Annotated in this window: 15 protein-coding genes; 10 read left to right on the top strand and 5 right to left on the bottom strand. The window is 69.7% G+C overall.

What is annotated here, in order from left to right; all coding sequences use genetic code 11:
* Window positions 1-8 precede the first annotated feature (8 nt).
* Window positions 9-332, top strand: a complete 324-nt coding sequence (locus tag OG787_RS13025; protein ID WP_369032382.1) for a DUF427 domain-containing protein — start codon at window positions 9-11, stop codon at window positions 330-332.
* 37 nt (window positions 333-369) lie between these two features.
* On the opposite strand, the gene OG787_RS13030 is transcribed toward OG787_RS13025, so the two are convergent.
* Window positions 370-1,656 (bottom strand): MFS transporter, encoded by a 1,287-nt coding sequence (locus OG787_RS13030; protein WP_369032383.1) that lies wholly within the window; start codon window positions 1,654-1,656, stop codon window positions 370-372.
* Window positions 1,657-2,187: 531 nt separating this feature from the next.
* On the opposite strand from OG787_RS13030, the gene OG787_RS13035 reads away from it, so the two are divergent.
* The 4 genes from OG787_RS13035 to OG787_RS13050 all read left to right on the top strand — a co-directional run bounded on the left by OG787_RS13035 (window position 2,188) and on the right by OG787_RS13050 (window position 4,720).
* A complete protein-coding gene (locus OG787_RS13035) occupies window positions 2,188-2,430 on the top strand; it encodes a hypothetical protein (RefSeq protein ID WP_369032384.1) in 243 nt (80 codons plus the stop codon).
* On the top strand, window positions 2,427-2,693 hold the full coding sequence (locus OG787_RS13040) for a hypothetical protein (protein ID WP_405535285.1): 267 nt from the start codon (window positions 2,427-2,429) through the stop codon (window positions 2,691-2,693). The genes OG787_RS13035 and OG787_RS13040 overlap by 4 nt, the downstream gene beginning before the upstream one ends.
* Window positions 2,690-3,985 (top strand): ATP-grasp domain-containing protein, encoded by a 1,296-nt coding sequence (locus tag OG787_RS13045; RefSeq protein ID WP_405535286.1) that lies wholly within the window; start codon window positions 2,690-2,692, stop codon window positions 3,983-3,985. Before OG787_RS13040 ends, OG787_RS13045 begins: the two co-directional genes overlap by 4 nt.
* A gap of 213 nt (window positions 3,986-4,198) precedes the next feature.
* Window positions 4,199-4,720, top strand: a complete 522-nt coding sequence (locus tag OG787_RS13050; protein ID WP_369032387.1) for a hypothetical protein — start codon at window positions 4,199-4,201, stop codon at window positions 4,718-4,720.
* Window positions 4,721-4,739: 19 nt separating this feature from the next.
* On the opposite strand, the gene mnmA is transcribed toward OG787_RS13050, so the two are convergent.
* Window positions 4,740-5,864 carry a tRNA 2-thiouridine(34) synthase MnmA gene (gene mnmA / locus OG787_RS13055; protein WP_389348933.1) on the bottom strand — a complete coding sequence of 375 codons (1,125 nt, stop codon included), beginning with the start codon at window positions 5,862-5,864 and terminating at the stop codon, window positions 4,740-4,742.
* Between the two features lie 59 nt (window positions 5,865-5,923).
* Between mnmA and OG787_RS13060 the strand changes: the two genes are divergently transcribed.
* The 3 genes from OG787_RS13060 (at window position 5,924) to OG787_RS13070 (ending at window position 10,283) form a co-directional block, all read left to right on the top strand.
* A complete protein-coding gene (locus OG787_RS13060) occupies window positions 5,924-6,685 on the top strand; it encodes an N-acetylmuramoyl-L-alanine amidase (RefSeq protein WP_405535288.1) in 762 nt (253 codons plus the stop codon).
* A gap of 212 nt (window positions 6,686-6,897) precedes the next feature.
* Window positions 6,898-8,469 (top strand): multicopper oxidase family protein, encoded by a 1,572-nt coding sequence (locus tag OG787_RS13065; RefSeq protein ID WP_369032390.1) that lies wholly within the window; start codon window positions 6,898-6,900, stop codon window positions 8,467-8,469.
* 230 nt (window positions 8,470-8,699) lie between these two features.
* Window positions 8,700-10,283: an alpha/beta hydrolase gene (locus OG787_RS13070; RefSeq protein WP_405535290.1), complete on the top strand. Its 1,584-nt coding sequence runs from the start codon at window positions 8,700-8,702 to the stop codon at window positions 10,281-10,283.
* Window positions 10,284-10,367: 84 nt separating this feature from the next.
* Here OG787_RS13070 and OG787_RS13075 read toward each other — a convergent pair whose 3' ends face one another.
* Genes OG787_RS13075 through OG787_RS13085 form a run of 3 tightly spaced genes read right to left on the bottom strand, consistent with a single transcriptional unit; the run spans window position 10,368 to window position 12,016 of the window.
* Entirely contained in the window at window positions 10,368-11,531 is a 1,164-nt protein-coding gene (locus tag OG787_RS13075; protein ID WP_405535292.1) for a cysteine desulfurase family protein, read from the bottom strand.
* Between the two features lie 51 nt (window positions 11,532-11,582).
* Window positions 11,583-11,858 carry a DUF4190 domain-containing protein gene (locus tag OG787_RS13080; protein ID WP_369032393.1) on the bottom strand — a complete coding sequence of 92 codons (276 nt, stop codon included), beginning with the start codon at window positions 11,856-11,858 and terminating at the stop codon, window positions 11,583-11,585.
* A gap of 5 nt (window positions 11,859-11,863) precedes the next feature.
* Window positions 11,864-12,016 carry a hypothetical protein gene (locus tag OG787_RS13085; RefSeq protein ID WP_369032394.1) on the bottom strand — a complete coding sequence of 51 codons (153 nt, stop codon included), beginning with the start codon at window positions 12,014-12,016 and terminating at the stop codon, window positions 11,864-11,866.
* Between the two features lie 125 nt (window positions 12,017-12,141).
* Between OG787_RS13085 and OG787_RS13090 the strand changes: the two genes are divergently transcribed.
* Entirely contained in the window at window positions 12,142-12,768 is a 627-nt protein-coding gene (locus OG787_RS13090; RefSeq protein ID WP_369032395.1) for a TetR family transcriptional regulator, read from the top strand.
* Between the two features lie 130 nt (window positions 12,769-12,898).
* Window positions 12,899-13,063 carry a hypothetical protein gene (locus OG787_RS13095; RefSeq protein WP_405535295.1) on the top strand — a complete coding sequence of 55 codons (165 nt, stop codon included), beginning with the start codon at window positions 12,899-12,901 and terminating at the stop codon, window positions 13,061-13,063.
* Window positions 13,064-13,374 lie beyond the last annotated feature (311 nt).

Consider the following 13,374-nt stretch of genomic DNA (forward strand, 5'->3'; position numbering starts at 1 on the left):
CTTCGGGTATGGCTGAAGGACACACGATCACCATCGAGCAGACCGACGACCGCGTACGGGTCGTCCACGGCGGCGAGGTGCTCGCCGAGAGCGAGCGGGCCCTCGTCCTGCGTGAGACCGGTTGTCCCCCGCGCTACTACCTCCCCGCGGAGGACGTCCGCCTCGACCTCCTGACCCCCTCCGAGACCCACACGTACTGCCCCTTCAAGGGCACGGCGTCCTACTGGTCCCTCCCGGACGCCGCCGACCTCGTCTGGGCGTACCCCGAGCCGAAGCCCGAGGTGGCCCAGATCAAGGACCACCTCTGCTTCTACGAGGTGGAGACCGTCTAGGCCCCCGAGCCCTGCGAAGAACGGAACGAGAGGGGATTCACGCGGGCGAAGTCGGCGCGTCCTGGGTGCGGGATGGTTCCGGCTCGGAGACGGGGTCGGGCAGGGCCCTGCGGGCCCGGACCGGGGAGAGGAAGACGGGCAGGAAGGCCGTCGACACGAACACGCCGCCCATCCACAACGTGGCCTGGACGCCCACGAGTTCGCCGAGCACACCGGAGATCGCGGCACCGACCGCCAGGGCGCCCGTCAGCAGGAACCGGAAGGTCGCGTTCATCCGGCCGAGCAGCGAGCCGGGGGTCATCCGCTGCCGCAGGCTGACTCCGAGCACGTTGTCCATGCCCACCTTGAACATGGCCAAACACCATCCCGTACCCGCGAGATACAGCCATGGACCCCGGTCGACCAGCGGTACGAGCAGGCCGGCCGGGGCCAGACAGAGCCCGGCCAGGCCGAGTGTGCGGCCGAATCCCAGCCGGGCCGCGATGGGCCGCGCACTGCGGGCGCCGATCAGCAGACCGATCCCGCCGGCCCCCCAGAACAGGCCCAACGCGGCCCCGGGCAGGTCGAGTTCGCGGACGAACCAGATCGGCAGCATGGTGTTGATGACGGACGAGCCGAGGTTGGCGAGGGCCGCGGTGAGCACCAGTGCCCGCAGCTCCCGGTTGCCGAAGACATGCCGTACGCCCTCGGCGATCTGGGTGCGCAGCCGGTTGCCCGTGCCGGTCTTCGCCGGGGCGGCCGGCGGGGTGCGCCGGATCGCGACGAGGCCGAGGCCGGAGCCCAGATAGGTGCCGGCGGAGACCAGTACGGCCACGGGTGCGCTGAGCAGCGAGACGAGCCCACCGCCCGCGCTGCGGCCCAGGACGTTGCCCGCCGCGATGAGCGTGTTGATGTCGGCGTTGGCCTGAACGAGCGCTTCCTTGCCGACCAGTTGGGGCAGCACGCTCTGTGAACCCACGTCGAAGAACACCGTCGCACAGCCGCTGAGCAGGACGACCGCGTAGAGCTGGCCGAGCGTGAGCGCGTCCAGCCACCAGGCCAGCGGCACCGAGGCGTAGAGCGCGGCGCGGCACAGGTCGGCGGCGATCAGCACCCGGCGGTGGCTGAGCCGGTCCACCCAGGCCCCGGCCGGCAGGCCGATGACCAGGAAGGCGATCGTGCTCAGGGTGGCGAGGGCGCCGACCTGGCCGGGTCCGGCGTCCAGCGCGGCCACGGCGACCAGGGGTACGGCGACATAACTGACGTTGCTGCCCAGCTGACTGAGCGCGGATGCGGTGAACAGCGTGCGGAAATCGGCTGTCCGCCATGGGGAGTCGGGTCGCATGATCCGTTCGTCCGGTGGGATCGAGCGAAGGAGGAAAAAGGGCGCACGGCGGAGCGGATGGAGTCCGGGTACTTACCGGCGCGGCGTGTTCGGCCGTGGCACCTGCCGTCGTGCGGCCCGGCCGGTCGGCGGACCCGATGCGCTCCAGAAGAAAGGTGCAATTCCGCGCCGTCTTGGCCGGAAAACACCCGCCAGAAGATTGTCCACTCTTGCCCCCGTTCCGCTTGTTCCTCTTCGGCGTGGCCGAAGAGTACCCCTGGAGGATGACACCGGAACCGGCCCGCTTCCCAGGCTCCCGACGCCATTTCATCGACTGTTCACAGTACTTGGCCGGGCGGTGCAGCATACTTTCAAGGTGCCCGTTCGACCAACGGACACTACCTGGTCGACGCGGTCCGAGTGCAAGGGTCTCCGGTTTCGCGTGTCACGGGCAAGCGGGAAACGGAATTGCACCCCGGCAGCCGAGCGACAGTTGACAGGGATCGCGGTCCCTACGCGCGTCAGCCTGATTCTCACCACAAGGAGTTGGGTGTGGCGAAGTTACCGTTGAATTCGAGTACAACGTCGACCGGGCAGGCCGCCAAGGCCTACATGTGGCGTATTCCGATTCTCGACAAAGAACCCTATGTCAAGGGTGGCGTGGTGGCGCGGACCCGAATTCAGGAATGGGCGCCGGACACGAACTCCATGCACATCCTCAGTGAGTCGGCACTGCGCTTCCCCGAGGCCACCGGCGTCTGCGTCACCACTCGTACGCTGGCGCAGACCCTGTGATCGGCGGCTTCCTGGTCGCGGAGGGCTACGATCCGGGGTCGGTGACCCGGGAGTTGACGGCCATGGAGCGCTCCGCCCGTGATTTCGAGGTGAGTTGGGCGCCGATGAGCATGTTCTACCTCGAAGGCGGCGGCGACCGCGAGATCCGGCTCAGCTTCAGCAACCTCGCTCCCGACGCGATTCGGGAAGGCATCGCCAGGCTGGCACGCTTTGTCGCGGACACTCCCCGCGAGATACCCGAACCATCCGAAGGACAGGCATGAGCGTTTCCGAGACCCCCGCTTCCCAGGCGACAGGCGCAGTTGACGGCGGCGCGACCGTCGCCGTGGTCGTCGACGGCTACTCGGCCGGCAACTTCTACCCTGCCGCGTTCACCGCTCTCGGCGCCCGCGTGATCCACGCGCAGACCACGGCGGAGCTGATCCCGACGATGCTCGCGCCCGACCTGACGGCGTACGAGCAGAACCTCGTCAGCACCGACGAGACCGAGTTGGCCGGGCTGTTGCGCGCCCACGCCCCGGTCGCCGTGGTACCCGGCCAGGAGTCCGCCGTACGGGCCGCCGACCGGCTCAGCGAGGCGCTCGGGGTGAAGTCCAACGGCACCGCGCTCTCCGTGGCCCGTCGGGACAAGTACGAGATGATCGAGGCGCTGCGCCGGGCGGGGGTGCGCTGCGCCGACCAGTTCAAGAGCGACGACGCCTCACTGATCGTCAAGTGGGCGGAGGACCAGGGGCGTTGGCCGGTGGTCGTGAAGCCGCTGGACTCGGCCGGCTCGGACGCGGTGTTCGTGTGCCAGGACGCCGCCGAGACACGTACCGCCGCGGAGAGCGTGCTCGCCGGGCGGACCATCTTCGGCAACGCCAACACCGAGGCGCTGGTCCAGTCGTACCTCAAGGGCACGGAGTACATCGTCGACACGGTCAGCGCCGACGGTCACCAGTACGTGTGCGGGGTCTGGGAGTACGAGAAGACGCTGCTGCCGACCGGCCGCAACATCTACAACCGGGACATCCTGGTGGCCCCGGACGCCGACCCCGTACCGGCCCTGATCACCTATGTCACCGAGGTCCTCGCGGCGCTCGACGTGCGCTGGGGGCCGACGCACGCGGAGGTCATCGTCACGGACGAGGGCCCGGTCCTGGTGGAGATCGCCACCCGCCTCAACGGCAACCTGAACCCGGCCTTCCAGGACCTGTGTCTGGGCCACAACCAGGCGGGGCTGTCCGCGCTGGCGTACGTCCGCCCGGCGGAGTTCGTCGAGCGGTACGGCGACGGCGTGTACCGCAAGCTCCAGTCCGCCTACACCTACAACGCGCCCACCGTCCTGGACGGCGTCGTGTCGGCCGTGGACCAGGAGACGGTGGCGGCGATCGACGCGCTGCCGAGCACGGTCGTCACCGCGGTCAAGTACAGGCCCGGGTCCCGGATCCGGCCCACGAACGACCTGATGACAGCCGCCCTGCGGATCTATCTGACCTCCCCCGACGACACCCTGCTCGACGCCGACTACGAGCGGGCACGCGCCCTCAAGGACGCGGTCTACCAAGTGAACTGACCCGACCGGACCCTCTCTGACTTCGACGAGGCATGGTTCGGTCAAACACCACACGCTCGGTTGTTGGAGGTTGGTCAACGCATCCGAGACTTTGGTGTGCACACGGCGGACGAGCGGGCCGCGGTGTCCTGGGCGTCCGGATCGACATGCAGGTCACCGACACCGGCCCGCTGATCAAGGCGAGCCAACTGGTTCTTCAAGGGGCTCGGCGAGGTGCTGAAGGTCCCCGGCGAGCCGCTGCGCGTGCCGCAGGGCGCCGTCGCGGTGACCGAGGAGACGGAGGTCGTCCTCGTGTACGTCGGGGATGCCGACGGCACCCCGAGGTACGCGGGGTGCACCTTCGGCAACGACCTCACCGACATCGGGCGGTTCAAGCGGCACGCGGGGCATCTGTCGTACGCGAAGCTGTGCGACGCGGGCATCGCGCCGTATCTCTTCCTGGGCACTCCGCCGCAGCAGGTCACCGGGCAGGTGACCGTCGAGCGGGACGGGAAGGCCGCCTGGCAGGGGCCGTTCACCACCGGGGTGAAGGCCCTGCACTACGGGCTGCGGGACATGACGGCCGGGCTCTTCGCCAACGCGTCACTGCTGCACCCCGGCCGCGTGCAGTACGTCTACCTCGGCGCGGACCGCAGCAGCTTCCACCACGGCTTCACGATCGCCGACCGCGACCGCGTGACGATCGACTTCGCCACGCACGGGGTGACGCTGTCCCATCCCCTGCACTGGGGATGACCATCGGTCGTACGTCGGCTCAGGACACGCCCGCCGTCGCCCTGGTCGTCGTCGCGATCGTCGCCGAACCGACGACGCGTGTGCCGTCGTACAGGACGATCGCCTGGCCCGGCGCCACCCCGCGTACGGGCTCGGTGAACGTGACCTCCAGGGTGCCGTCGACGAGTTCGGCGGTCACCTCGGTCTCGCCGCCGTGGGCGCGCAGCTGGGCGGTGTAGGTGCCGGGCCCGGTGGGGGCCGCTCCGCACCAGCGGGGCCGGATCGCGGTGAGGGCGTCGACGTCGAGGGAGGCGGCCGGGCCGACCGTGACCGTGTTGTCGACCGGGGAGATGTCGAGGACGTAACGCGGCTTGCCGTCGGCGGCCGGGGTGCCGATGCGCAGGCCCTTGCGCTGGCCGATGGTGAAGCCGTATGCGCCCTCGTGGGAGCCGACGACCGCGCCGGACTCGTCGACGATGTCGCCCTCGGCCTTGCCCAGGCGGTTCGCGAGGAAGCCCTGGGTGTCGCCGTCGGCGATGAAGCAGATGTCGTGCGAGTCGGGCTTCTTGGCGACCGCGAGACCGCGCCGCTCGGCCTCCGCGCGGATCTCGTCCTTGGTGGTGAGGGTGTCGCCGAGGGGGAACATCGCGTGGGCGAGCTGACGGTCGTCGAGCACGCCGAGGACGTACGACTGGTCCTTGGCCATGTCCGAGGCGCGGTGCAGCTCGCGGGTGCCGTCGGCCAGGGTGACGACCTGGGCGTAGTGGCCGGTGCAGACCGCGTCGAAGCCGAGGGCGAGGGCCTTGTCGAGGAGCGCGGCGAACTTGATCTTCTCGTTGCAGCGCAGGCAGGGGTTCGGGGTGCGCCCCGCCTCGTACTCGGCGACGAAGTCGTCCACCACGTCCTCGCGGAAGCGCTCGGCGAGGTCCCAGACGTAGAAGGGGATGCCGATGACGTCGGCCGCGCGGCGGGCGTCGCGGGAGTCCTCGATGGTGCAACAGCCACGCGCGCCCGTGCGGAACGATTGCGGGTTCGCGGACAGGGCGAGATGGACGCCGGTGACGTCATGGCCGGATTCCGCCGCCCGGGCGGCGGCTACGGCGGAGTCCACGCCGCCGGACATGGCGGCCAGTACGCGGAGGGGCTGCTGCGAGGTGTGAGTCATAACCCTTCAAGGGTAAGGGGCGCGGGGAACCGGGGCGCGCGAGTATCCGTTGCGATCACATGGAGGAAACACAGGCTCGCCGGGAGACCGGCCGCGGCCTTCCGCAGGACGTGCCCCGCCAGTCGCGCAGCGAGGGTCACCGGAGAGCCGCCGCGAAGGACGGTGACCGGCGGATCGGGCGGCGGGCCCTGCTCATCGGCGGGGCGGTGGCCGCCGTCGCCACGGGCGTGCTCGCGCGGGACGAGCTGGGGCGCATGTGGTGGCGGGTGCCCGGGGTGGCGAAGCCGCGCAAGGAGGGCGAGGTCGACTACGCGGGGGCGCGCTGGGTGGCGGCCTCCTCGGCGAACTGGCGGATGGCGGACCGGCCCGACGACTACGCCGTGGACCGGGTGATCATCCATGTCACCCAGGGCAGCTTCGACAGCGCGGTGAAGGTCTTCCAGAACCCGGCGCACGGGGCCGCGGCGCACTACATCGTCCGCAAGGACGGGCACGTCACCCAGATGATCCGCGAGCTGGACGTGGCGTTCCACGCGGGCAACCGCGAGTTCAACGAGCGGAGCGTCGGCATCGAGCACGAGGGCTTCGTGGAGAAGCCCGAGGACTTCACGGACGCGATGTACGCGGCCTCGGCGCGGCTGACGGCGCGGGTCTGCGCGCGGTACGGCATACCCGTCGACCGGGAGCACATCATCGGGCACGTGGAGGTGCCGGGGACGGACCACACCGACCCGGGCAAGGGGTGGGACTGGGAGAAGTATCTGCGGCTCGTCGCCCGGGCCGGCACGGCTTCCGCCACTTCCGAACAGGAATCAACGTGACACAGATCACGCCCACTCAAGATCGTGAACATTTGATGAGCGTCGGCGGCCGATGTGTCCCGTCTCCCGATCCTGACCTGCGGGGCGTCAACTCGCCTCTTCTCTCATGGAGTTGAGGTCCGGATCGGCGACTTCAGGTTCCACAGGCTTTCATCGGGTTTCCTAAGTTCGCCTCAGTCTTTACACAGCCCTTAGCTCAAAGCTCCGCAGCCATGACCTATACAAACGATCCCCTCGACTCGACGGGACAGCAGAGCAAGGGTGCCCACGCGAAGCGCGACCGGGCGGGCAAGGGCGAGCACTCGCACGAGAGCAGGAGCCGGTCGGGCAAGGGCATGCACCGGCGGAAGTTCCTCGGCGGCATGGCCGGGGTGGGGTTCGCGGCCGTCGGCGCGGCGACCGGGACCTTCGCCCTGCTGACCGACGGCAACACCTTCAAGGCCTCCGCGGCCGACACCACCCTGAACATCCCGGACCTGCTGGAGGGCACCACCGCCGACGGCACCACGACCTTCACCCTGACCGCGCAGACCGGCACGGCGGAGGTGATCAGCGGCGTCACGAGTACGACGGCCGGCTACAACGGGTCGCTCCTCGGCCCGACCATGAAGTGGACCAACGGCAGCACGGTCCTGCTGAACATCACCAACAACCTGGGCGACGACACCAGCGTCCACTTCCACGGTGCCCACATCCCGCCCAAGATGGACGGCGGCCCGCAGAACGCCTTCGCCGACGGCGAGACCTGGTCGCCGACCTTCGAGATCAAGGACGAGGCCAAGACCCTCTGGTACCACCCGCACGCCCTGGGCACCACGGCCGAGCAGGTCGTCCACGGCCTCGCCGGGATGATCATCGTCGAGGACGACTCGGACGCCTCGGCGGCGCTGCCGAGCGAGTACGGCGTCGACGACATCCCGCTCATCCTTCAGTGCCTGGCGGTCGACACCAGCGGTGACATCAAGTACAACATCACCGGCTACCTCAGCTCCGGCCTCACCTATCCGCTGCTGTGCAACGGCACCAACGTGGACGCGACCACCCTGGGCTTCACCGCCACCAAGAAGCGCACCCGCTTCCGCGTCCTGAACGCCTCTCCCTCCGACATCCTGACCCTTCAGCGCAGCGACGGCGGCACGCTCACCCAGATCGCCACCGACCAGGGCTATCTCACCGAGGCCACCGAGGTGACCTCGATCCGGCTGGTGGCGGGCGCCCGCGCCGAGTTCGTCCTCGACCTCGACGCGGCGGTCACGCTCCAGACGGTGGTCACCACGGGCTGGATCCGGGGCGGCAGCGGCACGTACGACTTCCTGACCGTCACGCCGGACGCCTCCGACACCCCGGACGACCTGCCGAGCAGCCTCAACACGATCACCCGGTACGACACGACCGACTTCGCCGCCCGCACGATCACTCTCGGGCAGAGCGGCCAGCTGATGACCATCAACGGCTCCGCGGGCACCACCATGGACTCGATGGCCACGATCATGACCACGCTCGACGCCGAGGAGATCTGGACGATCACCAACAGCACGCAGCTGGAGCACTCCTTCCATCTGCACGACGTGCCGTTCCAGCTGATCGAGATCAACGGCGAGGAACCCGCCGGCGTCGACCTCGGCTGGTTCGACACCTATGAGGTGGTCGGCGGTGGCTCCATCAAGATCGCGATGAAGTTCACGGACTTCACCGACGACACGTACATGTACATGCTCCACTGCCATCTGCTTCAGCACGAGGACGAGGGCATGATGGCGGCCCTCATGGTGATGGACAGCTAGCACCTTCCCGCCTCCCCTGGGACGGTTGCCGCCGGCAGTGGAAGTGCCGGCGGCAACCTGCTGCGGAAGGTAGACCAACAGCGCGACACTGTCGACAGTTAGCGCAGATATTGAGCTAGATCTCTGGAATTTAGTCCGAGTGTCGACACTCACTCGGACCGTCCGACGAATTTCCTGATGATCCATCAGTTTCCTTGGGCTGTGGGGCAGTTGGGTTCATGCTGTGATCCATGTCAGCCCCCACATACACATCCAGACGCAGGCTCGCGGCCGTCGCCGTGGCGGCCTCCGCGCTCCTCGGCCAGTTACTGACCGGCACGGCCACCGCGGCCGTCCCCGCCGCCACCACCTCGTCCATAGCCTGGGTGCCCTGCGAATCCCCGTCCGGCGAGGGCGAGTTCGAGTGCGGCACCCTCACGGTCCCGGTGGACTGGCAGCACCCGGACGGCACGACCGTCGACCTGGCCCTCGCCCGGCACCGGGCCACCGATCCCGACCGCCGGATCGGCTCGCTGCTGCTCAACCCGGGCGGCCCCGGCCAGTCCGGGGTGAACCTCGCCCTGAGCGCGCCGTTCTCCTTCTCCCCCGAACTGGCCGCCCGTTTCGACTTCGTGGGCTTCGACCCGCGCGGTATCGGCCGCAGCGCGGAGATGCGCTGCGACAAGGAGATGGTGGACGCCCGGCGGGCCGCGCTGAGCCCGACGGACGAGGCCTCGTTCCAGACCCTCCGCGAGGCCAACCGCGCCCTCGCCGACAACTGCCGCGAGGTGTCGGGGCCGCTCGCCGACCACATGGACACGGGGAGCGTCGCCCGGGACATGGACGCGATCCGCGCGGCTCTCGGTGAGCGGCGGATCAGCTACTGGGGCGGCTCGTACGGCACGCTGATCGGCCAGCAGTACGCCGAACTGTTCCCGCACCGGGTCCGCGCGATGGTGCTGGACTCGAACATGGACCACAGCCTGGGCGCGTGGGGCATCCTCAAGACCCGTACGGAGACCCTGGAAGCCTCGTTCGGCCTGTTCGCCGACTGGTGCGAGCGCACACCGAGTTGCGACCTGTACGGCCAGGACGTACGCGCCCTCTTCGCGGCGTACTACGAGGCGGCCGAGGAGGGCCGCCTGATCTACACCCTCTCGAACCGGCCCTTCCCCACCTCGACGCTCCTGGGCTCGGCCTACAGCTACATGTACGAGCCGGACAACTGGTCCACGTTCGCCTTCATCCTCTCGAAGATGACCGTGGTGGCCGAGACCCCGGCGGCGACGGCCACGGACACGAAGGCGGCCACGGCGGCGGCCGGCACCCCGGTGGCGTTCACCTACGACCCGGTCCTGTGCCAGGACTTCGACCTGGACGTTCCCTCGTACGCGACGACGGCCCGGTACAAGACGGAGCTGGCCCGGATCGCGCCCCTCACCCGGGTGGCGTCGCTCGGCTGGTCCTACATGACGAGCTGCCAGAACTGGACGGACCAGGTGGCCAACCCCCAGCACCCGCTCCGGGTGAACGGCACCCCACCGATCCTCCTCACCAACAGCCGCTACGACGTGGCCACCCCGCACGCCTGGGCGACGAACGCGGCCCGCCAGATGGGCCGGGAGGCCCGCCTCCTGACCTACGACGGCGTCGGCCACATCACGTACTGGCGCAGCCCGTGCATGCGCGAGGCGACCGACACCTACCTGACGACCCTGACACCCCCGGCCCCGAACACCCACTGCCCGGCAATCTGGCCGGGCACCAGCGAGGCAGCGGCAAGCCGACTGGCGCCTGGCGCGGCCCTGGTGAACCCGATACCGAACCTGAACTGAGCCGAGCCCCGAAGGGGCGCGGGGAACTGCGCGACAAGCCCCCACCGGCCCGCGGACAAAGGAACCGCCTGTCCAGCGGAGCGCTCAGCTCAAACCGGCAGCCCGGGCCCGCTCCACCGCAGGACCGATCACCTTCGCCACCGCCTCCACGTCCGCCTGCGTGGAGGTGTGGCCGAAGGAGAACCGAAGTGTGCCCCGAGCCAGATCGGGATCCGTACCGGTGGCCAGAAGCACATGGCTCGGCTGCGCCACCCCTGCCGTGCACGCGGAGCCGGTGGAGCACTCGATGCCCTGCGCGTCCAGAAGCAGCAGCAACGAGTCCCCCTCGCAGCCGGGAAACGTGAAGTGCGCGTTGGCGGGCAGCCGGTCCGCCGGGTCACCGCCCAGGATCGCGTCCGGCACCACCCGCCGCACCTCCTCGACCAGCGAGTCCCGCAGCGCCCCGATCTCGTGCGCGAACCACTCCTGCTGCTCGGCGGCGATCCGCCCGGCCACCGCGAAGGAGGCGACGGCCGGCACATCGAGGGTCCCGGACCGTACGTGCCGCTCCTGGCCGCCACCGTGCAGCACGGGTACGGGGCTGTACTCACGGCCGAGCAGCAGCGCGCCGATGCCGTACGGGCCGCCGACCTTGTGGCCGGAGACTGTCATCGCGGCGAGCCCGGAATCGGCGAAGGAGACGGGCACCTGGCCGAAGGCCTGCACGGCGTCGGCGTGCAGCGGGACGCCGAACTCGGCTGCCACATCGGCGAGTTCACGGACCGGCATGATCGTGCCGATCTCGTTGTTGGCCCACATGACCGTGGCCAGGGCGACGTCGTCGGGGTTGCGGGCGATGGCCTCGCGCAGGGCGTCGGGGTGGACGCGGCCGTACGCGTCGACGGGGAGGTACTCGACGTCGGCGCCCTCGTGCTCGCCGAGCCAGTGCACGGCGTCGAGGACGGCGTGGTGCTCGACGGGGCTGGCGAGGACACGCGTACGGGCCGGGTCGGCGTCGCGGCGGGCCCAGTACAGGCCCTTGACGGCGAGGTTGTCGGCCTCGGTGCCGCCGGAGGTGAAGACGACCTCGCTGGGCCGGGCGCCGAGCGACTCGGCGAGCGTCTCGCGGGCCTCCTCGACCGTACGCCTCGCTCTGCGGCCGGCCGCGTGGAGTGCGGAGGCGTTACCGGTGACGCCCAGCGTCGCGGTCATTGCCTCGACCGCCTCCGGAAGCATCGGGGTGGTCGCGGCGTGGTCGAGGTATGCCATGGTGTCGTGATTCTACGGCGCCGTGCCGACGGGGAAACGGGTGGACCCCGGTCAGAAGCTCCAGGAGACGGTGTGGTCGAGCTGCATGAGGGTGACGAGCACGACCAGGTCGGCGATGCCGAGACCGAGGCCGAGGAGGGCCCGGCCGCGCCGCTTCGTACCGCGCCAGAGGGCGACGACGGCCAGGACGATGGCCACGGGGCCGAGGAAGATGTTCAGGACCAGCAGGCCCAGCAGGCCGAGGACGAAGGACGCGACGGCCATGCCGTCGGCGTCGCGGGGGCCGGTGCGCTCGGTACGGCCGGTGGCCGACGCGGTGAGTTGCATGGTGATCAGCTCCGACGGGCGAGGCGCTCACGGAGCGCGAAGATGCCGAGCCAGACGGCGATGCCGGCGGCGGCCAGGACGGTGAACGAGACCGGGACGTGGGCGACGGTGCCCAGCATCATGCCCAGCAGCAGAAGGACGGCCACGAGGAAGAACATGGGAGGGGATCCCTTTCGTTCGTTACATTTCAGTGAACGCTTGTAGTTACACTTGTTCACTGACTCCTGAGTCTAGCGCGCCGCCCGGCTTTCCAATTACAGAGAACAGTTGTTAACTGCATGGTATGAGTCACACTCTCGGCATCCGGCAGGCCCAGAAGCAGAAGACCCGGCAGGCGCTCCTGGACGCGGCGCTCGCCCTGTTGGAGGACCAGAGCCTGAGCAGCCTCGGTCTGCGCGAGGTCACGCGTGCCGTCGGAGTCGCCCCGACCGCCTTCTACCGCCACTTCCGCTCCACGGCCGACCTGGGCGTCGCCCTCGTCGAGGAGGCGCTCGGCAGCCTGCACCCGATGATCGCCACGACGGTGTCCGGGTCGGGCGACAGCGAGGACCGCATAGTCCGCGCGGTCGACCTGATCGCCCGTCACGTCCAGGCGCAGCCCGCGCACGTCCGCTTCATCGCGCGCGAGCGGCACGGCGGGGTCCAGCCGGTCCGCGAGGCCATCCGCGACCAACTGGCCCGGTTCGCCGAGGAGGTGCGGGACGCGCTCGCGGAACAGCCCGAGTCGGCGGGCTGGACGGAGGAGGACCTGCTGATGCTGGCGGGCCTGTACGTCGACCAGATGCTGATGACGGCGTCGCAGTTCCTGGAGACCCTGGACGCGCCGGAGGCGCAGCGCGACCAGGTGGCCCAGGTTGCCACGCGGCGGATGCGGTTGATTGCCATCGGGCGTCGGCACTGGCTGGGGTGAACTGTTCGGAGCGGAGTGTGGTGCTTCGGCTGCGGGCCGGTGGGGGCTGGTCGCGCAGTTCCCCGCGCCCCTGGTGGGGCGCGCCCCGAACATACGTGGGCGGCGCGCCCGTTCGTCGAGCGCGCCGCCCATGTCGTACCTGCGATGCCGCTACGGCATGTCAGCCCTGCTGCTGGGCCTGCTGACCCTGGCCACCCTGACCGCCGCCCGGGCCGCCGCCGCAGCCACCGCCGCCACCCTGGCCGCCACCGCCACCGCCGGGGCCGCCCGACGGCATGCCCGAGGGGGCGCCTGACGGGGCGCCGGACGGAGCCGCGCCGGTCGGCGCGCCCGATGGCGCTCCTGACGCACCGTCGGTCGGGGCGCCTGACGGGGCACCGCTGGGGGCGCCCGAGGGGGCACCGGACGGGGCCTGGCAACTCTGGCTGGACGTGCCGGAGTTGCCGCTGGTCGAGGTCGACGAGTCACCCGAACCGCAGGCGGTGAGGACCAGCGGGGACAGCGCCAGCAGGGCAACGGCGGGGACGAGACGCACACGCTTCATGAGAAACAACTCCAGGAAAGATGAGGGAGTTTCGAGGCGGGCATCGAATCAACGGCACCTAG

Source organism: Streptomyces sp. NBC_00075, from assembly GCF_045041225.1.
GTDB lineage: Bacteria > Actinomycetota > Actinomycetes > Streptomycetales > Streptomycetaceae > Streptomyces > Streptomyces adonidis.